This window comes from Paenibacillus maysiensis (genome assembly GCF_000520815.1).
In the GTDB taxonomy this organism is placed as follows: domain Bacteria; phylum Bacillota; class Bacilli; order Paenibacillales; family Paenibacillaceae; genus Paenibacillus; species Paenibacillus maysiensis.
This window is the reverse complement of record NZ_ASRY01000126.1, coordinates 29,744-53,507: the sequence shown is the minus strand read 5'-3', so window position 1 is coordinate 53,507 and position 23,764 is coordinate 29,744. Positions and strand designations below refer to the sequence as shown.

21 protein-coding genes are annotated in these 23,764 nt (G+C 46.9%); 13 read left to right on the top strand and 8 right to left on the bottom strand.

All coding sequences use genetic code 11. The annotated features are described in order from the left end of the window. The 3 genes from L696_RS0108365 to L696_RS0108355 form a co-directional block, all read left to right on the top strand. Window positions 1–813: DUF445 family protein (locus L696_RS0108365; RefSeq protein WP_025683249.1), on the top strand; the 813-nt coding region annotated here is incomplete at its 5' end. A 16-nt stretch (window positions 814–829) separates the two neighbouring features. Next, window positions 830–979, top strand: a complete 150-nt coding sequence (locus tag L696_RS30315) for a hypothetical protein (RefSeq protein WP_155985340.1) — start codon at window positions 830–832, stop codon at window positions 977–979. Continuing rightward, window positions 963–4,058 (top strand): hybrid sensor histidine kinase/response regulator, encoded by a 3,096-nt coding sequence (locus L696_RS0108355; protein ID WP_245233316.1) that lies wholly within the window; start codon window positions 963–965, stop codon window positions 4,056–4,058. Before L696_RS30315 ends, L696_RS0108355 begins: the two co-directional genes overlap by 17 nt. A 106-nt stretch (window positions 4,059–4,164) precedes the next feature. Here the strand turns inward: L696_RS0108355 and L696_RS0108350 are convergent, their stop codons facing one another. Continuing rightward, a complete protein-coding gene (locus L696_RS0108350) occupies window positions 4,165–5,313 on the bottom strand; it encodes a response regulator (protein WP_025683247.1) in 1,149 nt (382 codons plus the stop codon). Between the two features lie 221 nt (window positions 5,314–5,534). Then, complete coding sequence (locus tag L696_RS0108345; RefSeq protein WP_025683246.1) at window positions 5,535–6,209, bottom strand: NAD(P)H-dependent oxidoreductase; 675 nt, start codon at window positions 6,207–6,209, stop codon at window positions 5,535–5,537. Between the two features lie 188 nt (window positions 6,210–6,397). Here L696_RS0108345 and L696_RS0108340 point away from each other — a divergent pair, with 188 nt between their 5' ends. Further along, a complete protein-coding gene (locus tag L696_RS0108340; RefSeq protein ID WP_025683245.1) occupies window positions 6,398–6,793 on the top strand; it encodes a winged helix-turn-helix transcriptional regulator in 396 nt (131 codons plus the stop codon). A 96-nt stretch (window positions 6,794–6,889) separates the two neighbouring features. Here L696_RS0108340 and L696_RS0108335 read toward each other — a convergent pair whose 3' ends face one another. From L696_RS0108335 to L696_RS0108310, 5 genes are all read right to left on the bottom strand, one after another. Further along, window positions 6,890–8,137: a stalk domain-containing protein gene (locus L696_RS0108335; RefSeq protein ID WP_025683244.1), complete on the bottom strand. Its 1,248-nt coding sequence runs from the start codon at window positions 8,135–8,137 to the stop codon at window positions 6,890–6,892. A gap of 335 nt (window positions 8,138–8,472) precedes the next feature. Next, entirely contained in the window at window positions 8,473–9,222 is a 750-nt protein-coding gene (locus tag L696_RS0108330; protein ID WP_025683243.1) for a YcnI family copper-binding membrane protein, read from the bottom strand. Window positions 9,223–9,251: 29 nt separating this feature from the next. Continuing rightward, window positions 9,252–10,970 (bottom strand): copper resistance CopC/CopD family protein, encoded by a 1,719-nt coding sequence (locus tag L696_RS0108325; RefSeq protein WP_025683242.1) that lies wholly within the window; start codon window positions 10,968–10,970, stop codon window positions 9,252–9,254. Window positions 10,971–11,198: 228 nt separating this feature from the next. Beyond that, window positions 11,199–13,049 (bottom strand): bifunctional diguanylate cyclase/phosphohydrolase, encoded by a 1,851-nt coding sequence (locus tag L696_RS0108320; protein ID WP_081750701.1) that lies wholly within the window; start codon window positions 13,047–13,049, stop codon window positions 11,199–11,201. 282 nt (window positions 13,050–13,331) lie between these two features. After that, a complete protein-coding gene (locus L696_RS0108310; RefSeq protein ID WP_025683240.1) occupies window positions 13,332–13,925 on the bottom strand; it encodes a DUF5317 domain-containing protein in 594 nt (197 codons plus the stop codon). A gap of 202 nt (window positions 13,926–14,127) precedes the next feature. Between L696_RS0108310 and L696_RS0108305 the strand changes: the two genes are divergently transcribed. Continuing rightward, a complete protein-coding gene (locus tag L696_RS0108305) occupies window positions 14,128–15,357 on the top strand; it encodes a multidrug effflux MFS transporter (protein WP_025683239.1) in 1,230 nt (409 codons plus the stop codon). A 72-nt stretch (window positions 15,358–15,429) separates the two neighbouring features. Here L696_RS0108305 and L696_RS0108300 read toward each other — a convergent pair whose 3' ends face one another. After that, entirely contained in the window at window positions 15,430–15,888 is a 459-nt protein-coding gene (locus L696_RS0108300) for a hypothetical protein (RefSeq protein WP_025683238.1), read from the bottom strand. Between the two features lie 278 nt (window positions 15,889–16,166). Here L696_RS0108300 and L696_RS0108295 point away from each other — a divergent pair, with 278 nt between their 5' ends. The 8 genes from L696_RS0108295 to nfsA all read left to right on the top strand — a co-directional run bounded on the left by L696_RS0108295 (window position 16,167) and on the right by nfsA (window position 23,707). Then, a complete protein-coding gene (locus L696_RS0108295; RefSeq protein ID WP_245233317.1) occupies window positions 16,167–16,733 on the top strand; it encodes a sigma-70 family RNA polymerase sigma factor in 567 nt (188 codons plus the stop codon). Further along, complete coding sequence (locus L696_RS0108290) at window positions 16,723–17,322, top strand: DUF3600 domain-containing protein (protein WP_025683236.1); 600 nt, start codon at window positions 16,723–16,725, stop codon at window positions 17,320–17,322. The genes L696_RS0108295 and L696_RS0108290 overlap by 11 nt, the downstream gene beginning before the upstream one ends. Before the next feature lie 96 nt (window positions 17,323–17,418). Continuing rightward, complete coding sequence (locus L696_RS0108285; RefSeq protein WP_025683235.1) at window positions 17,419–17,769, top strand: metal-sensitive transcriptional regulator; 351 nt, start codon at window positions 17,419–17,421, stop codon at window positions 17,767–17,769. A 58-nt stretch (window positions 17,770–17,827) separates the two neighbouring features. After that, the gene (locus tag L696_RS0108280; protein ID WP_025683234.1) at window positions 17,828–18,028 is read left to right on the top strand and encodes a copper ion binding protein; all 201 of its coding nucleotides are present in this window, start codon (window positions 17,828–17,830) and stop codon (window positions 18,026–18,028) included. A gap of 113 nt (window positions 18,029–18,141) precedes the next feature. Then, window positions 18,142–20,598: a heavy metal translocating P-type ATPase gene (locus L696_RS0108275; protein WP_025683233.1), complete on the top strand. Its 2,457-nt coding sequence runs from the start codon at window positions 18,142–18,144 to the stop codon at window positions 20,596–20,598. A 197-nt stretch (window positions 20,599–20,795) separates the two neighbouring features. Next, on the top strand, window positions 20,796–21,896 hold the full coding sequence (locus L696_RS0108270) for an AAA family ATPase (RefSeq protein ID WP_025683232.1): 1,101 nt from the start codon (window positions 20,796–20,798) through the stop codon (window positions 21,894–21,896). A 4-nt stretch (window positions 21,897–21,900) separates the two neighbouring features. Then, window positions 21,901–22,659, top strand: a complete 759-nt coding sequence (locus L696_RS0108265) for a DUF3226 domain-containing protein (RefSeq protein WP_025683231.1) — start codon at window positions 21,901–21,903, stop codon at window positions 22,657–22,659. Window positions 22,660–22,963: 304 nt separating this feature from the next. Then, window positions 22,964–23,707 carry an oxygen-insensitive NADPH nitroreductase gene (gene nfsA, locus L696_RS0108260; protein WP_025683230.1) on the top strand — a complete coding sequence of 248 codons (744 nt, stop codon included), beginning with the start codon at window positions 22,964–22,966 and terminating at the stop codon, window positions 23,705–23,707. The last annotated feature ends 57 nt before the right edge of the window (window positions 23,708–23,764 follow it).

Below are 23,764 nucleotides of genomic sequence, written 5' to 3'. Positions count from 1 at the left end.
GCGGCCGAGATCAAGCGGCAGGTGACAGACTTTGACGCCGGACCGCTGCTGGAGGCGCTTGCTCGTCAAACCAGTGAGAAGGGCTATGACCGGCGCGCGCTGGATTACACGCTGGAGCAGGCCGAATCCTGGCTTTTGAAGCCGGAAACGGGCTACACGCTGGGTACCTTGGGAATGCAGGCTGTGAGCGGTTTGCAGGTGAGCGGGCTGATGCAATTTGCCCTGAACGCGTTCCTTGGCTATCTGAATGAAGAGCGCATGGGTGAAATGATTCGCCATTTCCTGCTGGATCAGGTTGCAGAGCTGCAAAGGGAAGAACATCCGCGCCGTCAGGCCGTGCTGGACGGTCTGAAAACACAGCTGACCCGTCTGGCGGCGAAAGATACGGTTCAGGAAGGATTGAACAGCTGGAAGAACAAACTCGTGGGTACCTGGGAAGGCGATGCGTCGGTGCTCAGTAAGATAGAAGAGCTGCGCGTACGTTTATTGGACTATATGGAAGACGGCAGCTATGTGACGACCTATATTTTGCCGCTACTGGATCGGATGCTGGCTGATTTGAGAGGGAATACCGAGCTGCTGGACAAGATCAATTCTAGAATTGTGGCAGGCATTACCGAGCTGGTGGAAGCCAACCACAGTCGGATTGGTAATCTGGTACGCGAAAATGTAGATAAAATGGATAACGATTCCCTGATTGCTCTGATGGAGGACAAGCTGGGGCAGGACTTGCAGTGGATACGTATTAACGGCGCGGTTACAGGCTTCCTGATCGGTATTGTCCTGACAGGTATCCGTATGCTGATCGGCTGATTCATTAGAGAAGAAAATGCTACATGGCGAGGAACTGGAGGCTGTCGGCGCGTATGCGGAGCATGACGATGCTTATATGCAGGAATGCCTGGATAATCTGGCCTCCAAGGGTATCCTGATCGTGGAGCACGGTACAGGAAATTTAAGAAATGGATCGAATGTATAAATACATGATGACTAAACGAAAAATATTCCTGATTACGGTGTTATTTGTGCTTATGATCACTGGTTTCCGTATGCTGTGGTTTCATTATTATCAAGGACAGGAGTATCCCGAGGCCAAAAAAGGAGTATTGGACTTGCGGGGCTGGGATTTGCAAGGCCGTGAGACTATTCCGTTAAAGGGAGAATGGGAATTTTATGCAGGGAATCTATCAAAACCGGATCTTTTAAAATCCTTACCAGCGAAAGAGCAGCGGGAGTGGATTCGTGTTCCGGGAAAATGGAATGCTGCTTTGCATTCACCTGATCATACTGCATATGGCTTCGGGAGCTACCGGCTGTTAATTTTGACTGACTCCCCAAAAGCACCGTTGTACGGGCTTCGCATCCCGAGGATTAATACCGCATCCAATCTGTTTGTGAATGGGCAGTTAATCAGTAAAGAGGGTCAGGTGGCTGATAAACCTGAACACCATATAGGTAGTATTGTTCCCTATTCTGCTATCTTTGAAGCGGATGGGAATGCCATTGAAATTGTCATACAGGCATCCAATTTTGATTTCCCTGCGAATGGGGGAATTGCAAAATCGATTATGTTCGGAAGCGCAGAGGCGGTCAGCAGCCGGACTAACTTTTCAATTACTATGCAGTTGATCGTATGTATTATTTTGTTGCTGCATGGGTTGTATGCGGGCATCATCTTTTTTATGGGACCTCATAAAAAGTCACTGCTCTATTTTTCAGGTATTGTGGTGTTTACCGTTTTATCCATTCTGATGGACGATGATAGGTTGCTGCTGAGCTGGCTTCCAGTCAGCCTGGAGCTTACACTTAAGATGTTGTTGCTCTCTTATACAGGGATCGCTTTGTGCATACTCAAGTTTGCACAGCTCCTGTTGGTGAGGTCCAGAATTATTCAGACTGTTTTTGCGGGACAGTGTATTTTTGCAATCTTGATTTTATTTATGCCTCCACAGGAGATCGGTTCTTTTCTAATGATTATGCTGCTGCTGGGAATTATTACGTTTTGTGTCACGATTCCCTTGTTTGCTTTCTTCAAGACATTCAGAGGTCAAAAAGGCGCTATTTTTCTATTGCTTGCCTCCATAAGCATCGGGTCCAGCATATTATGGGGAGTTCTCAAAACAGTATTGTGGAATGACCTTCCATACTACCCTTGGGATATCGTGCTGGCATTTCTAGGCTTCGCCTCATACTGGTTCAAGCACTTCTTCCAAACGAACACCGAACTGAGAAGTTTGTCGGATAGATTGCAGCGAGCGGATCAGGTTAAGAATGATTTTCTGGCGAACACCTCACATGAATTGCGAAATCCTCTGCACGGAATGATCAATATAGCGCAGTCTGTGCTGGATAGTCAGACCCATACCTTGGATGAACGGAACAGGAGCAACATGCAGCTGCTCATCACCGTGGGTCGGCGGATGTCTCTGCTGCTTAATGATTTGCTTGACGTAACGCGCCTGCGAGAACGGGATATTCGCCTGGAAAAACGCAGTTTGAAGCCCCAAGGGGTAGCTTCCGGTGTACTGGACATGCTCCGGTTCATGACAGATGGTAAATCATTGGAAATGGTTATCTCGATTCCAGATCATTTCCCCAATGTGTTGGCGGATGAGAATCGGCTGGTGCAAATCTTCTTCAACCTTCTCCATAATGCGGTCAAGTATACGAATGCAGGAACGATCTCGATTCAAGCAGATATTCGGGACGGGATGGCCCATATCCACGTTCGGGACACGGGAGTTGGCATGGATGAGGAGACGCAGCAGAGAATATTCCAGCCCTATGAACAAGGAACGTCACACTTGACGGTGATTGGAGACGGGCTGGGACTGGGGCTGAGCATCAGCAAGCAGCTCATTGAGCTGCACGGGGGAACCTTGGGGGTTCACTCTGAAGTGGGAAAAGGTTCGGTCTTTACCTTCACTCTTCCTCTGGATCATTCGCCTATAGTCGGTGAGATACCAGGGGATGAGGGGGCTTATATGGAGTATGCAGCGAGCGCAGCTCCTATACTGCCCTCTAAAAAGGCTGTTATGCCAGTCGCAACGGGTACCCCAAGATCCAGAATATTAGCCGTCGACGATGATCCTGTAAACCTGAAAATTCTGGAGGGAATTCTCGCTACGGACGCCTATGATATAGTCACCGTTACCAGTGGTGAGGAGGCATTGCGGATACTGGATCATCAAGAATGGGATCTGGTTATAGCTGACGTGATGATGCCGAAAATGTCTGGTTATGAATTAACTCGTCGTGTGAGGGAGTACTTCGCAATTTCCGAGCTTCCTGTTCTTTTATTGACTACACGTAGCCAGCGGGAGGACCTGTATACGGGTTTTTTAGCAGGGGCTAACGATTATATTACGAAGCCCGTGGATTCATTGGAATTAAAGTCAAGGGTTCATGCCTTGACGGAAGTGAAGAGATCCGCAAGTGAACGACTTCGTATGGAGGCCGCATGGCTACAGGCACAAATCAGGCCACACTTTTTGTTTAATACCTTGAACACGATCGTTTCGTTGAGTGAGACGGATGGAGAAAGAATGATCGTTCTGATCGAGGAATTTGGAAAATACCTAAGAGGGAGCTTCAATTCCCGAAACCTGGATCGTGTCGTTTCACTGGAATATGAGCTGGCACTCCTTCGGTCCTATCTGTATATCGAGAAGGAGCGCTTTGGAAACCGATTGAATATCGTCTGGGAAGTGGATGAAGAGTTGAGCCTGCATCTCCCGCCCCTTTCGATCCAGCCACTTGCGGAAAATGCCGTTAGACACGGCATTCTGAAGCGTGTCCGTGGAGGGACATTGCATATTCGTATCACGGACCATGCGAAGGGTACAGAAATAGCAATCATAGATGATGGAGTAGGTATGGATCAGGAGAAGCTGGACAATATACTGACCCATCAGAATAAAGAAAGAGGAGTCGGTTTGCTAAATACAGATCGGCGCCTAAAGCAAATGTACGGTGACGGGCTGCATATCAGCAGCCATCCCGATCAAGGAACAACCGTCAGCTTTCATATTCCCCGCGAGAAGAAAAAGGAAGACTGACGACTTTTGTCAAGTACGGATATCATGCAGGATGGCTGGAAAAAGCACGCTTCTGCATGATATCCGTATCATATATAGGTTGCAGATTGTTAGTTGACGCACGGAACTAGACATGCGTCATTTTCCATCGATTATACCAATCGGTGATCTGTTCATTTGGCTTCACATGAAGTTCTTCCCATAGAACGGATAATAATAAATCATACCACCGGCTAACCAAGGTATCCTTTTTCATATCCGCATATATTTTCATCAAATCCCAATACGCATCCTCTGCTTGAGGGTGTCGGTTGCAGATATCCTCATAAAGAGAGATAGCCTTGTCAGGCTGAGCGTTTTTGTTATACCATTCTCCCATTTTTAATGAGGTAGCTATCCACATTTTTTGAAGTCTTTGACGTTCGCTTTCAGCCCACCAAAAATCGTATTCTTGTAAATAATCGCCTCTGTATAACTTCATTATTTTGATATAGTCATCAATTGTTTCCTGGCTAATCGGTGGAGCAGACGTCAGGCTGTACTCCCATTCCTCTTTATCCAGTAGTATATTTTTCGTATTTAGAATATATCCGCCACTGGTATTATCAATTTTTAAATAGTCTTTATATGGGCCCATAGCTTTTCTGAGGTAATAAGTAGCAGTATATAGAAGAGAGTAAGCCTTCTCCTCATCATGTTCCGACCAGAGCAATTCAATCAGTGCTGATTTTCGAACAAACTGGTCATGATGCTGAAGTAGGTATAGAAACAACTCCTGTGATTTTTTCGTTCGCCACTGTATAGCCGTTGACTGCTGATTTGTTAATCCAACCGCGACTTCTCTGAAGACTTGTAACCGGAGAGGAGGGTCACTGGAAGGCTGGAGCGCAGGATGACCATCGCGTTCCGGAATACGGTTTAGGGTCTTAATGAGGCGATCTGTGGTGACTGGTTTGATCAAATAATCCAGTGCATTAATTTCGAAGGCCTGAATGGCATATTCATCGTAGGCCGTTACGAATACAATATGGAGACGAGGCTTTTCAACCTGAATTTGCTTTGCTAGCTCAATGCCGTTCATTTCAGGCAGGCTTACATCCAGAAAAGCTACATCTATATTTTCGAGAAGAATTTGCTCTTTTGCTTCCAGTGGATTCATAAATGAACCTACTATATGTATGTTTTCAATTTTACTAAATAGACGCTTCATATAATCTAAAGCCGGCTCTTCATCATCCAGAAGAATAATTCTTGTGAATTTATCTGATCTCCCCACAAATAGTCTACTCCTTTTTAAGCGGATACATACCATTATATATGATAACTTAGCTCCAGATATAAACAAAAGTATCGAAATAGAAAAAATTTTAACCAATCATTAGGATCACATGAAACAGGCGGGCTGTGGCATATTCATGATTAAGATGAAATGCCGCAAGCCCGCCTGTTTGTTATTTTTTATGTTCCAGTGTCATTGTCTAATAAGGGGATAATTAGTTACAGAATCCAGCGTGTGATCTGTTCCAGCGGCAGTCTGGATTTTTCCCGCTTGGGTTCATGGGCCCGATAGCCAAAGGCAGCGATGACCGAGATATCCAGCAGTCCGTTCTCCAACAGTCCTTCTTCCTCCAAAATGGCATGCACCTGTTCGTAGTTAAATCCCTCAATCGGGCAGGAATCAATGCCGATCTGAGCCGCCGCTGTCATCATATTGCCCAAGGCGATATAAGTCTGCTTGGATGCCCAGTCGAATAACGTACGTTCGTTTTCCAGCAGGCGCTGATTTTCACTCTGAAAAATTTTGTATCGGTCCGGCAGTGAGGCAAAGTCTTCCTCAGACATCCCTTTAACCTCTTTATACATATACTCCACATAAGGAGAGTCATAACGGACATCCTTGCGTGCTAAAATCAAGACGACATGGCTGGCCGCAGGAATCTGTTTTTGCCCGCCGCTTGAAACCGCAGCCAGCTTTTCTCTCAATGCCTGATTTTGTACAATCACAAATCGCCACGGCTCAAAGCCGACGGAGCTTGGGGAAAGTCGCCCAGTTTCAAGAATAAATTGAAAATCTTCCTCCGGTATGATGCGATCAGGATCGAATTCCTTGGTAGCATGTCTGAACAGAAAGGCATCCAGAATTTCCTGTTTTTTAGCTGATGTATTAGACATGAAGTGTACTCCTTCCGGTTTGGGTTGAGTTGGTGCTCCATTTATTTTCTGCTACTATAATGAGAGCTGATATCGAATGTATAGTCATCATATAAAAAGTTTTTCGCAGGAACAAGTACGCACATATTTGTTCCTTGTTATAAGTCTGAAAATTTTGGGTCTACAATCGGCAGAAAGAAGGGAAAACCGTGACGCAAGAGATGGAAAATACAGTTAACGTGAACTTTGGATGTCCGGTAGCGAAAACCGTAGGGGTTATCGGCGGCAAATGGAAAGGGGTCATTTTATATCATTTGACCACGGGACCGCGCCGGTATAACGAAATTCGACGGACCTTGCCCAATATTACGCAGCGTATGCTGACCTTGCAGCTGCGTGAGCTGGAACGTGATGGTATCGTACACCGTGAAATCTATAACGAGAATCCGCCGCGTGTGGAATACTCGCTTACCCCGTTGGGGGATACGTTGAGGCCGTTGCTGGATTTTATGAGAGACTGGGGTGTCTTTTATGTGGAACAGATCTGCGGGCCTGTGGCGGCCAATTCCAAGTGCGGGGAGTCTTCTTGTTGGAGTGGGAAATGAGGAAAGCCCGCTGATGATCTCATAGAGCTTCGCGTGGAAGATGCATGAAATTCATCAGCGGGCGGAATAAGGGCGAGACGCTTTTGTGAGATTTATTTATTTGAACTCGATGGATTCGTTCATCTGCGTCCAGGCGGTTTCTCCAATGATGCCCAGTCGCCAGATGGCGATGCCTTTCAGATCATAACGTTTGGCCAGACCGATCTTGGCGTTGACGGTGCTGTCTTTTTCGCTACCCATAGAGATGCCTAGAATCAGCTTGTCTCGCGAGGTTTCCTTCAAGGCCAGTTTTATGGCTTCGTCCACTTTATCGAGTGGCTCAGGCGTTGCTTTTTGTCCGTAATCATAGGCCATGATGATCAAATCGTCCGCCAGATTGCCCAGCGTCTTATAGTCGTAGCCTGAGTAAGAGCTGTTCAGCGGATGCAGGACGACGGTGAGCTTGAGTCCGGCCTGATGCGCTTTGGCCGACAGCTTTTGAATGAAGGCATTGTAGTCTGAACGCGCTTTGGCTTTATCTCCGCTCCAGCCCAGTCCCTCCAGATCCAGCGTAATGCCCTTGAACTGCTTGTCAGTGGCGGTGCTAACGATCTGGGAAATAGTTTGCTCCTGAAGCTGTGCATTTTCCAAAACTTTGGTCAGCTCGTGATTGCCATCTCCAGAATAGACCATCAGGTAAGGGGAAGTTCCCTGACTGTCTGCCTCCCGCACAATGGACTCTGGTGTTACATTGTCGGCGGCTTGAGGCCATTTGTATTCCTTGCCGCTGGTCGTAAATTGTCCGTTCGCATCAATTCGGCTCCAGCCGAAGGCTACCGCGTTAAAATCCGGTATTTTGGATTTTTGGTCGAAGGAAGATAGCGCGTAAAATCCGACTGTATACATAGACTCACGCGGCGATGTAATGGATACCGTCCGCGTTCCCTGATTCCAGTTGACCGTGGCTCCAAACTGCTGTCCGAAGAAGCCTAACGGAATCATTGTACTGCCGCGCACCGTTTGTGGCGCGGCTGTTAGTTGCACTGTCTGTCCGTCTACCGTAGCATTGCGGCTGCCCATTTTCAGAACCACCTGCTTGGTCGCAGAGCCTTGAGACTTGGTGGCGGTAATGCTTTGGCTGGCCTGATCCCATTTCACAGTAATGCCGAGAGCTTCGGAAATGGCACGGAAGGGAACCATCGTCGTGCCACTCATCACTGCGGGCTGTACCGGGAAAGGCAGCGGATATCCGTCCAGCACAATGCTGACCTGCCCCGCATCTGCCTGCGCAGACGGGCTATAGATGCCTGCCGCGGCACTCAGAAAGATGGCACTGGATAAGAGGGCCTTATTTACGATTTTCATCTTATACTCTCCTATGCATCATAGATTGCAAAGCTATCATGTTAGAATCGTGAGGTTTCTACTATTTTACCAAAAAAATGATAGATAGGTGAATGTTAAAATGATATACACTGCTTCGAATTCTATGTAGAATACAAAAAAAGTCAATTACTTAGGAGTAACCGACTTTGAATTAAAATTTTTTATGAGAATAATACAAGATGAAAAATAAAAAATAGAATAAATTTCAATTTTCCAGCCGATGGGTAATTGCTGTATACATATTGCAAGTTTAATAAGCAATAGAACAAAAAGCTGACACCGTCTATATAGGTGCCAGCTTTTGCAAACAAAGATTACTTGCGGCGCTTAAGCGCAATGCCGATGGCTACTGCACCAAGCACGACTGCGATGATCGAGAGAACGAGTGCTGTCGTTTGTGCGGCAGAGCTGGCGGGAGCAGCGGCGGCAGGCGCAGCTTCGGTAGCATTGTTCGAAGCGGGTGCAGGGCTGCTGCTATCCTTGGCCGTGTCTGTGCTCGCATGGCCTGCTGCGGTGCCTGCTGAATCGTGTCCGCTGTCTGCGGCAGGCGCAGGAGCCTCGGATGTGGCATCAGCCGTGATTTTTGTAATGGAATGCGGATTGTTACTTCCTTCATCGCCTGTCCATTCCACGATACTTCCGTCGCTGTAATATTGGAAAGCGTTCCATGCGGCTTCAGTATTCTGGTCTGCATTTTGTGCCACGAAGCTGAAACGCTGGTATTGCCCCGCCTGGATGCCATCTTCGTCGGTCGTCCAGGTAACGGTGGTTACTTTGCCGGAGCTGTCTTTTTCGGTTGCTACTTTCCAATCCGGTACAGGCTCATACTGCTTGAAAACGACTTCTTTCGGGATTTTCAAAGCTACTTTGGTGGTTGGAATGTTTTTTTCGACAGGTACTTTCAGCGTGTACGTTTCCCAAGCGTTAGGCTGTGAAACGGAGGGCTTGACCGTCACGTGGGCACTGGCCATACCTGCAAAAAGTAAAGCACCTGCTGCAATCAGACCCATAGAGGTCGCAAGTCTGGAAAATCTGGATTTTACCGTTTGAATCGTTGTATTCATATCATTTGCTCCTTTAAACAATATAATGATTATCTTTTTCCACCTACGTGCAGAGTAAATTCAGCGTCAACTGCATCCAATGATGCGGTCAGAGCATGTACCTGTACAGTCCATGTTCCTTCGGCGGTCAGGAGCTCTTGAGTTAGGAATGGCTGCTGTTGTTGTGCAGGGAGAACAAATTCCTGCCGGGCTTTGTCAGGGTCGGCCGGGACGAGTGTCAGTGTGACCTGTTGGATGCCCTGAACGGTAGCTCCTTTGGCATCCCGCACGGTTACCTTGAATTCATTGCTGCCCACAGCATTCGGGCTAACCGCCAGCGAGATGCTGTATTGGCCTGCGGTGCGGGTTTCCTCAAACGGCATCGCAGGTGCCTGACCCGGCGAAAGGTGGGTAAGCACCGCCGCCAACAGCATCACGAGCAGGCCGACGGACAGCTCGATGCGCAAGCCCCCGGTGGCACGCTTGGCTGCCGCCGCTTGCCGGGCGCTGCGGAATTGGCTGGCCGCGAAGGCCAGCATAACCAGCAGCAGCGCTGCTTTTCCGAGCAGAACGAGTCCGTAGGACGTGTTCAGCAGCATGGAGGGAGCCGGGACGTACAGCACGGCTCCATAAATGCCAGTGGCGAGCAGCGCCGCCACCATGGCGATACCCCAGCCGGCAAAGCGGCGCAGGGCCGCTTGCCGCAGAGCTGCCCGCTCAGACTCGGGCAGCTCTGGCCCGGCAACAGGCAGGCACACTGCCATGACGGCAAGTGTGCCAACCCAAAAGGCTGCCGCCGTCAGATGGACGAAGTCCGCCGCGATGGCTGGAGCCGGATGGGTAGCCGCCGCCGGATGGCCCGTGAAGGCCTTGGACAGCATAAGGCCCAACGTCATGACGACGGAGCCATAGCCCCAGAGACGGCGCTGGCGGTCGGAGATGCTGTGATCCAGCGCGTAAATTAGCGCTACGCTCAATAGCAGCACGAGAATCATCTGGATAAACCAGATTTGCCCTGCACCCGTAAACTGTAGGGCTTCTCCAAGGATCGGAAGCGAAAAGCCCTCCCCGATGGAAACTCCGGCATCCCAGGATGCCTGAAGCGGCAGGCTAATCAGGATGGCGACAGACGTTATGCCGTAGCCGCTCCATAGCAGCGTCCTCCAGCGAGGGAACGGAGTGTTTGACCATTTGTGATCATACTGCTGCTCACTTACGTCCTTCCTTCGATTCACGCTTGGCAGGATAAACAGCCGGAAACAGAGCGCTCCCAAAAGCAGCGACAGTCCTATATACAGCAACCAGCGGGTAGCGATTAAGTCAGGTCGCGATGCTCCCGAGCTTTCGGAGGCGGCAACGGGGTCCTTATGCGCACTGGAACCATTGCCGACTTGAAATGGAATCACTCCATTGACCGGATGTCCGTCCGCCGATAAGGCTCTCCAATTGACAGTGTAAACTCCGCTTTTCATCCCCGGAATCAGCTTGATTTCCATCGTGCCTTCATGTTCAGGATTAAGCCGCGCTTTACCTGTATCGACCCGTTTTCCTGTTTCATCGGTCACTTTCATCGACATAAAAGCAGACTGCAAATTCTCATTGAAGGTGATTTTTACCTGGGAAGGCGGCTTGTCCAAAACCTGATTTTCAGTCGGACTGGATTCAACGATAAATGCATGAGCCCATGATAAGTGAGGAAACAGTAAAAGTAACGGTAGACACAGCAGCAGAAGACAAGCCGTGCGGGCTGGTCTTAACAGGTGCAACATGCCCGTGAATTCACCTTCTCTCGATTACTTGAAGCGAGGATGTCCCGAAGTGTGACATCTCATACGGTCAAACCTACATTCATACCTTTAATCATAGTGCATTTGGCAGGAATAGATGAAGCGAATTATGACACTTATATGAAATTTGAAATAATATGAAAACCCCTGCCGTTGTTGAAATCTGGACGATTTTAACAACGGCAGGGCTTAAGGGACAAGCATATGGAATTAGTGGTTTGCTTCTATGGAATCCAGGAAAGCGGGCTGCTTATGCTGGACATAGTGGATAAAAATAGCCGTTAGCTCCGGATCGAATTGGCTACCAGAGCAGTCACGCAGTTCCTTAATGGCCTCATCTAACGTTTTGGTGCGCTGGTAGGGACGTTCGGTGGTCATGGCATCGAAGGAGTCAATAATCGTCAGCATCCGGCACAGCCGGGGAATTTGCTCGCCCTTGAAGCTGAAGGGATAGCCGCCTCCGTCATAGCGTTCATGATGAAGCTCCACAAAAGGAACCAGATCCATGAACCGCTCGTTGGCCTCTACAATTCTTCTGCCCCAAGTGACATGCGCTTTCACCATAAACCATTCCTCGTCGGTCAGCTTCCCTTTTTTATTCAGAATATTCCAGGGGATCTCCAGCTTTCCGATGTCATGAATGAGCGAGCCCAGTACAAAACGACGCTTGTCTTCCTGGCTGAGCTGAAGCACTTCGCTCATGTCTACTGCGTACTTGAACACTCGCTTGGAATGCTTGAAGGTATTAATATCCTTGTATAAAAACAAATTAAGTTGCTGCTCAATATCACGAATATCCTGTCCGAGATCGACTTCACGTTCCACTTCATTCAGGCTGCCATGTGTATGAACGATATTTTTCCCCTGCTTCTTGGCGTAGTATAGGGCTTTATCCGCCAGATCGACCAATTGTGATCTGTCATAGATGTCGACGCGGCTCTGCACAATACCTGCGGAGAAGGACAAGCAGCCATGCGGAAAGATTTCGACGCCCTCGTATCGGGAATCATTCAGCCTTTTCCGGATGGCATTGACTATTTCGTAAGCTTGCTCCGCGGTATAGTCGGGCATAAGCAGAGTGAACTCCTCTCCGCCATAGCGGGATACGATAATATTGGAGTCGGAAGTTTCCTTTTTGAGAATCTCTCCGAGGAATCCCAACAGTTGATCGCCCTTCAGGTGACCGAAGTGATCGTTGTATTTTTTGAAATCATCAATATCAATTAGGGCAAGGCTGAGGGGAGTATTATGAGTTCTGGCTATATTCAGCTCGGTTTCGAGTGCATTTTCAAAATAACTGTGATTGTACAGCCCTGTTCTGCGGTCCATGTTGGCCTTTTCTTCAATTTCCCGATACATCGCAAACAACTGCTTGAACGCGTGGGATAGAAGCATACTTAGCGCAAGGAACAACAGAAGCCCCAAAATACCGTTATGATAAATCAGTGTGGTCAGTACGAGAGACAGGATAAGTGTGCATAAGTAAACAAGCAGGGATTCAGCGAGAAAAGCCCTTTTTAGCTCATGAAGAGAGCCTTTGTAAGCAATATAAAAGTAGAGACCCAGTGTAACGGTATTGACCGCAAAGTAGCAGAACAGCGCCAGTAGGTAGGCAGTAAAATGCTCTTCGTTCAAGCCTCCCTGCGTTCCGCCGCTAAGCTCAAAGACGGTAGAAGACAGGAAAATGGAAAGCGCATAGATGGAAAAATTGGCGGCATGCTTCCACCAGGACAGTTCTCTATACCGGATTGCGGCAATGAGTACATTGAACAATAAAATGAGCATAGCGATTTCAGCACTATGCACAAAAATACAAGCGAGATACACGGAGGAATCCATCGATTGCTTGTTACTGGCTGGCGGCAGCTGGAAGGTAAAATGCTCCAAAATCAGCACTGCTCCCAGCAGGGAGTAGATCGTGACCCACTCTGTAGGCGAATAATGCATAAAGGACCAATGGTTCGTATACAAGAGGACGGCCAAGCCTGCCATACATATGAGAAAAACGTATAATCCCGTCGCGCTAACCCGTTCTTGCAGCTTTTTTATTATACTCATCATTTCATTCTCCTGCCTTGTCGTATCTTGATGTCAAAGCTACCAGGGGGTAAATGGGATAATTTACAATTTTGTAATCGAAAATTTCACATGAAAAAACAGGCCGGAATCCAGCCTGTTTTGTTGAGCCTGTGCTTCCCTTTTCCTTATCGGTATTAGCCTCCGATTTTGTAACCGGAAGTCAAAGCGATTACGACAGAAGCGACGATAATAGCGTTGATAATCACACGGGAATATTTCAAATTTTTCATAGGGTTCACTCCCTTCCTTGGAATAAGGTGCACACTAGGCGTGGCGGGGATGGGTTTCTTGCTGGGTGGTCTTCTTCTTGTTCACGACCATGACACTTTGAATAAACAGAAACATCCCAAAGTTCATGACGACATCTCCAATACTGATCACCTGCGTACGGGGATAGGGCTTGGAGAGTGGAATAATATCACCCAAAAATGATAAACGCGTAGTCGCATCCATCATGTAATGCTTCGAAATAACGCTTCCAGATTTAAGCATATCTGTATAATAGGGGCCTAGTACCTCAGAAGCGCTCAACGAGACCGGCATCCTGCCGCCATTTACCGCCATGACGACAAAATTCAACAGGACTCCGATTAAAATAAGCTTGAATCCCTTGTGGTGCCTGTTCAACCAGAGAAAAATCAATCCAACCGCATAGATGCCCATAAACAGATACCCGTTGATGGACGCGAGCCAAGCCCATTTTTCCTGAGCATAAAAAATAATGAACTGCACCAGCAGCAGCACAGGGAACATCCAGCCAGCTATGAGATGTATTTGGCTGAAACGGATTAAACCCTGTCGCCAGCCCCCTCTGAACAGACCTACAATGAGACCAAGCAGCACTCCATCATAGACCATAGTTATTCTCCAGCTTTCGCAAATTTTTTTGTTTTGGTTAAGGTATGATTCGACCTTAAATTGGTAAATTCCTGCCTGATATGTAGCGATTTCGAAAAAAAATTGCGGATTAGCGTGTAAATGATCGAAGCAAGTTAAAATGAATGTTATCATAATATGTTGAAGTGATATTTCATATTTTCAGAAAAGGATGATTGTTATTATGAATCGGTTTTCCAATACGGTAATGGTTGCCGCAGATATGACCAAATCCCGGATTTTATGGATTGCCTTTGTTCTGGGAGCGTTGAGCGCTTTCGGACCCTTGTCCATAGATATGTATTTGCCGTCATTGCCTACATTAGCCGACAATTTGCATACGACGACTTCGCTGGCGCAGCTCAGTCTGACCGCCTGTCTGTTGGGGCTGGCAGTCGGGCAGATCGTTGCGGGGCCGCTGAGTGATATAAGAGGACGCAGAGGGCCGCTGGTCGTATCGCTTGTCCTGTACGCCGCTGCTTCGCTGTTATGCGTATTTGCGCCGAATATCGGCGTGCTTATCGGGCTGCGCTTTATTCAGGGTCTTACCGGGTCTGCGGGGATCGTTATCTCCAGAGCCGTTGCGCGTGATCTATATTCGGGCAAAGAGCTGACGCGCTTCTTTTCACTGCTCATGCTGGTGAACGGTGTGGCTCCGATTGCTGCTCCTGTGCTGGGCGGTGTGCTTTTGAATTTTGTATCCTGGCGCGGTGTGTTCATGGTGCTTTGCGTAGTCGGGGTGGCTATGTTAATTGCCGTTGTGTTGGGGCTACCGGAAACACTGCCTGTCAGCCGCCGTTCGTCGGGTGGTTTGAAGCAGACGCTTCGTACACTCGGTCATTTATTTACGGATCGGCGCTTTATGGGGTACGCCTTCTCGCAGGCGCTCATTACAGGAGCCATGTTTGCGTACATCGCTGGCTCGCCGTTCGTGCTTCAGGATATTTTCGGGGTTTCACCTCAGACATACAGTATTATTTTCGCGGTGAATGGTTTGGGGATTGTACTGTTTTCCCAATTGACCGGGAGGCTTGCCGGCCGTTTCAGCGAACGGCAGTTGCTCTTGTCGGGGTTGTTGATTGCGGCTGTAGCGGGAATTAGCCTACTTACGGTGGCCTTTACCGGGGGTCAACTATTTGCTGTTCTAGTTCCGCTGTTCTTTATTGTATCCTGTGTCGGGATCGTGAGTACAACCACCACCTCACTCGCGATGCAAAGCCAGCAGCGCTCCGCAGGCAGTGCGTCCGCCATGCTCGGCTTGCTGCCTCTGTTGCTGGGCTCTATCGCTTCACCGCTGGTGGGTCTGGGCAGTGGAACAACGCCTATACCAATGGCTATCGTCATCGCTATAGCGGAGGTTGGTGCGTTATTAAGCTTTATGCTACTTGCCAATGAAACGCGCGCGAAAGCTTGAAATAAGGCGAATTTGAACTGAAAAACTCCCATGGACTGATACATGAACCATTTCAGTCCATGGGAGTTTTTTCTACCGTTCTGCATTCGATATATCTGCGGCTTCCTTTACGGGGAAAGGTGTCTGTTTTAAATACATACGAGATGGTTTGTGAACCAGAATTGAAATAAGCATGCAGATATGAACGGGAAAGAAAGGGTCTATTCCGTTTATGTTTAAACCAAAAATGGATACGAAAAGCAGTGAAGTAAGGGTGAGTTTATACCGTTTTGTCGCAATAAACAGCAGGATCAGTATTGTAGGAAGTAATCGAAAGAACAATTTTCCGAATACAAATCCGACCATATGAGCGGTAGAACCTTCAAGTGGATGTGTGATGGATAGTGTGCGGGAGGCCATATGGATTAACCGCGACTCTCCACCTGTCGGTTGGGCTGAAATAAATATACATCCAGCGATAATGATTACAAGGATTTTAAACCACAACAGGCCTTGGATAAGCCGTAACAAGGGTGTAATCTTTATTTTCATTGACTTCTAATAAGCTCCTTCGATGTATGATTTGTTATTATTGCTCGTTTGGATAGATATACAAGCCAAGTGGGAATTGTACTTTAATATTATATCAATATATTACCAAAAGAGTAGTCCTTCTAAAGAATGATTATGCGGAGACTATTTTCCTGTTGTTGAGACAGAATCGAACGATATTTCGGTTTCCTGCCAATATATAGTGTGAGATGAAAGAAAGGGGGAGATCAGGATTGGACAACGCAAGGAGGTGGGTAAATTTGACAAAAGATGATTTGATGATTGCTCTTGTTGCGGAGACGCTGGCTGGCAGTCGTGAAGCTTACAGGGAACTGTATGATCAAACAATCCATACAGTCTATAGAACGGTGTATTTTCTGTTGGAAGAGAAAGTGGATGCTGATGATGTGGTGCAGGAAATTTATATTCATGTATATAAATCACTTGAGCAATTTGACGAAAGACGTCCTTTTCAGCCTTGGCTAATGGGAGTCGTTATGCGTCAGATCCGGGCTTACCGGAGAAAACAATGGATGAGGCTACGAATCACAAGCAGAGCAAAAAGGCTCGAACTTCATACATCTCATGATTTTTCTGAAGAAATTGTGAGCAAGGTATCAAATCATGCGTTGTTATATGCTGTTCAGCAGCTTTCATTCAAGCTTAAACAGGTCATTGTGTTGCACTATTTGCAGGAATATTCCCAAGAGGAAATCTCCAACATTTTAGAGATACCATTAGGCACGGTGAAATCACGAATTCACGCGGCTTTGCAAAAGCTTCGTTCGAAAGAGCAGCAGGAACATTTTCTAATCGGAAAGGTGGAGAAGATACATGAAGCTTGAGCAAGAACTACGTAGGGTGATGCAGCAGGATGATGACCACGTATTGGCTCCGGCTGAATTAAAAGAAAACATTATGAGTCAAATTGAACGGATTGAAAAGGGAGGATCTAAACCGATGAAAAAGTATATTGTGATAACTCTTCTCGCAGCGGTATTACTGATTCCGACAGGTGCCTTTGCTGCTTACACTTACTTGGCGGATACAATGTATGGTTCACAGGAAAAGCTAATTGAAAAGGGAGGATCGCCAGAGGAATATAATAGATTAGAATCCAAGTTGCAACAGGCGCAGGGACATTTAACGAAAGAGGAGTTCACTGTTTTTATGGGGTTATTGAGAGAACTCGGGGTCTATAATCTGAAAATGACGGATGAAAACGGCGCACTCCACAAGGAGCGCTTAAGCGCAGAGGAACAACGTGAATACGATCAAATATCTGCCATACTGGAACCGTATTTTGACAAGTTGAATCAGGGTAAAGTGCTAACCCAAACGGATGATGGTAAAAAAGATGGCGGTGATTCTGCCATTACAAGCACATCAGATTCAAAAGCCCACGCAGGCATCGATTTAAAGGCGAAAAAGTGACATTTTCATGGAATGTTGACATACCCCATGGGGGTATATTATGATAGGGATATAACAAATGCATGAATGCATATACACAACACAGGAGGCTGATGTATGGCTGAAGAGCAACCTGTTTCCAACGCTGAAGTCCATGAGGCTCATTGCGGAGCAGAAGGGGAAAAGACCGTTAGAAAAAGTCATCACTCGGCAGAATTCAAGAACAGTCTTACATCCCGATTGAACCGTATTGAAGGTCAGGTTCGAGGAATCAAGGGCTTGATCGAGAAGGATACCTACTGTGACGATGTGCTGAACCAGATTGCGGCTGTCCAGTCCGCCCTGAATGGTGTCGGCAAGCTGCTGCTGGAAGGGCATATGAAAAGCTGTGTTATTGAGCGCATGCAGGCCGGAGAGCCAGAAGTGATCGACGAGCTGCTGGTTACGGTCAAGAAGCTGATCCGTTAAGAGCAATACCCATACACATAAATCGGGTACATAAAGTACCCCAGAGGAGGAAATACAAATGGCACAAGTAACGTTGAACGTAGAGGGCATGAGCTGCAATCATTGCGTGAAAGCAGTAGAAGGAGCTTTGGAGAAAGTCGGCGCTTCCGGTAAGGTCAGTCTTGAAGCGAAACAAGTGGCTGTAGAATACGATGAGTCCAAGCTGAACGTGGAAGCTCTGAAAACTGCAATCGAGGACCAAGGCTACGACGTCGTTTAAGTTAAGGATATGTAACGCGTAAAAAATTTGTTTTAAAGGAAAAGCTTCCATGAAGAGGCTTTTTCTTTTGAACATGAATATACCCCATGGGGGTATCTAGGAGGAGAGTAACCATGGAAAACCGTGTGACCGACGGTGACAAGCAGATAACGCTTCATATTACGGGGATGTCCTGTGCTGCCTGTGCCAGCCGTATTGAAAAGGGATTGAATCGAATAGACGGCGTGGCGCAGGCTAATGTGAATCTGGCTCTGGAGCAGGCGTCGATATCGTATGATCCGAAGCAGACCGACACTCCGGATTTTCGCGATAAAATTGCTTCGCTTGGTTTTGGAACCGTGAGTGAGGAAGCCAATCTGAATGTGACGGGCATGACATGCGCAGCCTGCGCGACCCGGATTGAAAAGGGTCTGAACCGGATGCCGGGTGTGACGGGCGCTACGGTGAATTTGGCGATGGAAACAGCGCATGTGGAATATGCGGCGGGAAGTATTGCGGTCGGTGATCTGGTGAGCAAGATTGAGCAGCTTGGCTATGGAGCCATCCCGCAGAGTGCCGAGGATAACATCGCAGACGTGCGCAGCAAGGATTTGAGTCGTAAAAAATGGAAGTGGATCGTATCTGCGGTACTGTCACTTCCGCTGTTATGGGCGATGGTCACTCATTTTTCATTTACCTCATGGATGTATATACCGAGCTTGTTTTTGAACCCTTGGTTCCAGTTCGCACTGGCTACGCCGATACAGTTTGTGATTGGTTGGCAGTTTTACGTAGGAGCATACAAGGCGTTGCGCAACGGCGGCTCCAATATGGATGTACTGGTTGCTCTGGGCACGTCTTCGGCTTATTTTTACAGCTTGTATCTCACCTTGCGCCCGTCGACCGTGATGGATGGCATGGGCGGTATGGCTGTTATGAAAATGCCTGAACTGTACTATGAGACAAGCGCGGTTCTGATTACGCTTATTCTCGTCGGCAAATGGTTCGAGGCAGTAGCCAAGGGCCGTTCGTCCGAGGCGATCAAGAGTCTCATGAGTCTTCAGGCGACGACAGCGCGTGTAGTACGTGATGGGCAAGAGCTTGATATACCGATTGAGCAGGTTCGCGTGAAGGACATTTTTATTGTACGTCCCGGCGAGAAAATCCCTGTAGACGGTGTGGTAGTGGACGGACGCTCGGCGGTGGATGAATCCATGCTGAGTGGCGAAAGCCTTCCGGTGGAAAAAGAGGCAGGTTCTGCGGTCACAGGAGCCACACTCAATAAAAACGGTGTGCTTCGTATTCAGGCTGAGCGTGTCGGTGGAGATACGGCGTTAGCACGTATTATTAAGGTCGTGGAAGATGCGCAAAATTCCAAGGCACCGATTCAGCGGATTGCTGACCAAATATCAGGAATTTTTGTTCCAATCGTTGTAGCTATAGCTGCATTGGCCTTTATCGTCTGGTTTTTCCTTGTGACTCCGGCTGATTTTGCAGGCTCCCTGGAGAAAATGATTGCGGTGCTTGTCATTGCTTGCCCTTGTGCGCTCGGATTGGCTACGCCAACGTCTATCATGGCGGGATCGGGACGCGCCGCTGAATACGGCATTCTGTTCAAGGGCGGCGAGCATCTGGAGATGACTCGTTCGGTCAATGCCGTGGTACTGGACAAAACGGGCACGGTCACGAACGGCAAGCCTGAGCTGACGGATGTTGTGGTCGGAGAAGGGAGCTTGGGCGAAACGGATTTGCTGCGGTTGTTGGCTGCGGCGGAAAAAAGCTCGGAGCATCCACTGGCGGAAGCTATTGTAAGGGGCATTGCGGATCGCGGCATTGAGCTAGTGGAGCCGACGGATTTTGAAAATATTCCAGGCTATGGCGTGAAGGCTCATGTGGAAGGCAAGCAAGTGCTGGCAGGTACACGTCGGCTGATGAGTCGTGAGGGCATCACGGTTGGCGAATCGGCCGAGCAGCATATGCATGAGCTGGAGAACGCGGGCAAAACAGCAATGCTGATTGCGGTGGACGGTTCCTATGCTGGACTGGTAGCCGTGGCGGATACGATTAAGGAAACGTCACGGGAGGCGGTTGCCCGTCTGCGTGCAATGAACATTGAGGTCATCATGATTACGGGTGACAATGAACGGACCGCGCGGGCTGTTGCTGCCGAGGCTGGAATTGATCGGGTGCTGGCTGAGGTGCTGCCAGAGGGTAAGGCGGAAGAAGTAAAACGGCTTCAGGAGCAGGGTCTGATCGTAGCTATGGTTGGGGATGGCATTAATGATGCACCCGCGCTGGCTACCGCTAATATCGGGATGGCCATGGGCACAGGTACGGATGTGGCGATGGAGGCTGCGGATATCACACTCATGCGCGGTAATCTGAACAGCATTCCCGATGCGATCGAAATGAGCCGCCGCACGATGACGAATATACGGCAAAATCTGTTTTGGGCGTTAGGTTATAACGTGATTGGCATCCCGATTGCAGCATTGGGCTTCCTTGCCCCGTGGCTGGCGGGAGCAGCCATGGCATTTAGTTCTGTTTCGGTGGTGCTGAATGCCCTGCGTCTCCAACGGGTGAAACTGTAGATAAAATCAAGGGTTGTCCTTAGGGCAACCCTTTTTAAAATTCAAACCCTAAGTAACGGTTCTTTGATAGAATGGAATTACACGATTCACAGAGGAGGATACACAATTCTTCTAAAGGTTTTTTATATTGTAAAAGTATTCAGTCAATAATGAGGAATATAATGAAGTATGAGCACGTTAGGGAGGAGCGATAATTTTTGAATCATATAAATGATTTATATATTGGAAATTTTCGTGGGATTAAAGGCTTGGAGCTGAAAAATTTAAGTCAGTTCAATCTTTTAGTGGGGAAAAATAATGTAGGTAAGACTTCCATTTTAGAAAGTATTGAATTAATAACAAGTCCAGGGGATATATTTCAGCTTATTGCTACTTCTAAAGGGAGAGATAGAACATTTTCAATATTATCTCGGAAACTATCGACAGTAGACTCTGTTCTATGGACTTTTCCAGTTGCATTTTACGGGACTGTTAATGAGTTAGTCAGAGAACGTATTAATTTAGGAGCAAAATTAGAATCGGGATTTATAGAATGTAATATTGAATGTCATGAAACATCTGTTATGGATTTAACGAATAGTGTGAAACAACAGGAGAAAATTGGAGAAGTAGAAGAAGAACGAGCAGTTGAAATCATGTTTAGAACTAAAATACTCAATGATGAAGTAGAGCAAAAGTATTTGATTACCGATTCACAAAGAGTTATGCGAAGAGATCGGAAAAATGTTATTTTCAAGACAAATCTAGTATCTCCCGTGGATCATCGTGTAATGCCTATCTCAGCAAAAGCGATTTCAGCAACTATTATGTCGGGGAATAAAAATAGTATCATCAACTTACTTCAAGATTTTGATGAGAATATTGAGGGAATAGAGATATTAGATCCTAATGGCAACAGATCTACTCCTTATTTTAAGCATAGGACGATGGGGTATGTTCCGATTACGGTTTATGGTGATGGTGTGCGGAGAATTTTAACTATTGCGACCGCTATTTTACAGTCTAAAAACGGTGTGTTGTTAATAGATGAAGTTGAAACTGCTATACATTCCAAACTATTTAGAAAGTTCTTTGATTGGCTTGTCAGCAATTGTAAAGATTTTAATGTACAGCTGTTTGTAACAACTCATAGTTTAGAAGCCATTGATGCGATATTATCAGCAGATACAGAAAATTTAAACGAGCTTACTACCTATAGATTAGAGAAACCTTCGTCGGATAGTAAAACATATTCAAAAAGGTTTATAGGTGAGGATATGTACTCATTGAGATATGAGCTGGGTCAGGATGTGAGGTAGGCAAATGGAATATGCATATTTGGTTGTCGAAGGTCCTCACGATGTTGAAGTAGTGGGGAAAGTCTTGAAGTCGAATGGTTTTAAAAGAGTTCAACAGCTTTCTAAATTAGATGATTACTGGCTAGATATAATACCAAAGAACTTTCCTCCTGAAGGCGATTTACTAAAAAGAGTTTCTATTCCAGTTTTCTTTCAGAGCAACAACTTCTCAGTCGCTGTACACTCTGCCGGAGGAATAACCAAAATAGCAAAAGTGTTGAGGTTAACTTTGTTAAATATTTTGAAGAAGGAAAATGGTTTTTTAAGTGCAGTTGGCGTTCTGATTGACGCGGATGATGAAGAAGCCAAGATAAGTTGTCAAAATATAATTCAGACTTTAGGAGATGACGACTTAGCGTTTTCGAATATAGGATCTCCAGGTGAGATTATAGAAAATATCCCTCGTATAGGAATACATGTTTTCCCTAATAATAGAGATAAAGGCACATTGGAAGATGCATTGATTCAGTGTGCTGAAGTTGTGTATCCAGAGATTTTAAAAGGTGCCTTAAACTATGTGAATAATATCGATGATCAGTATAGACATAATTGGGGAGTAACAGACGAGGCAAAAGTTATAGTTGGTTGCATAGCTAATATTTTAAAGCCAGGAAAAGCAAATCAAGTCTCTATACAAGACAATGATTGGATTTCCTCAAGCACATTGGACCTGAGACCAGTCAAAGAAATTACTGACTTTTTGAAAAACTTACTAAGGTACTGAGTGAATGTAGAAAGAACTTTGACTCATGTAGATATTTATAAGAATTGGGCAACGATATTATTAGAACGAACATACTGTTTCTTAGCAAGTACGCAAGGATTAACCTTCTGCGTGCTTGCTTTTTTGTTATGTTCAGCCCTTTTTCATAGAATCCTTCCTTGCTAAATGGCTTATAGTTGCTTATCATACGCTAAGGTTTCATAATATTTGTAGGAGTGCCATGCAAGCATGCAAGAATTTCTTCGTATGCCTACAGCTTGACGCAGATAAAGAGCTTATATTATGGATTAGGAGTGAAGCAGTCATGAATGATACAATTTCCTTGTTGATGAATCACCGGTCTGTACGAAAATTCAAGTCAGACGCTATTACTGACGAGCAGCTCGCAGCTATTGTGGCAGCAGGCCAGATGGCTTCCTCGTCCAGCAATGTACAGGCTTATACCGTCATTGCCGTTACAGAGCCTTCTTTGAAAACAAAGCTGGCTGAACTGGCGGGCGGTCAGGCTTACGTAGAGCAATGCCCGGTGTTTCTGGTATGGTGTGCAGATTTGTACCGCTTGAAGCAGGTCACGGTTCACCATCAGCCGGGTCAGCCTTCCTATGAAGGTTCCGTCGAAAATTATACGGTTGCGACCATTGATGCCGCGTTAGCTGCGCAGAATGCAGCGGTGGCTGCCGAATCACTCGGTTTGGGCATTGTCTACATCGGGGGCATCCGTACGAAAATAGCCGAGGTATCGGAGCTGTTGGGATTGCCTGAGCTGGTATATCCGGTGTTCGGTATGTGTATTGGTGTACCGGATCAGGAAGGGAGCTTACGTCCACGTCTTCCACTGTCCGGTGTTTTGCATATGAACGGCTACGACAAAAATCAGACGATGAAAGCTGTGGATCTGTATGATCACACATCGGCTGAATATTTGAAGGAACGCACAGGTGGTCAGCGGTCTACCCCTTGGTCAGAGCAAATGGCAGCAAGACTGACCGAGCCCGCACGTTTGCAGATGAAGTCTTTTTTGGAGCAAAAGGGATTTTTAAAGCAATAAAGGTCGGGTAGGCGATAAAAATAACGCAGCAACATATAAATGGCATGAAGCCGTAGG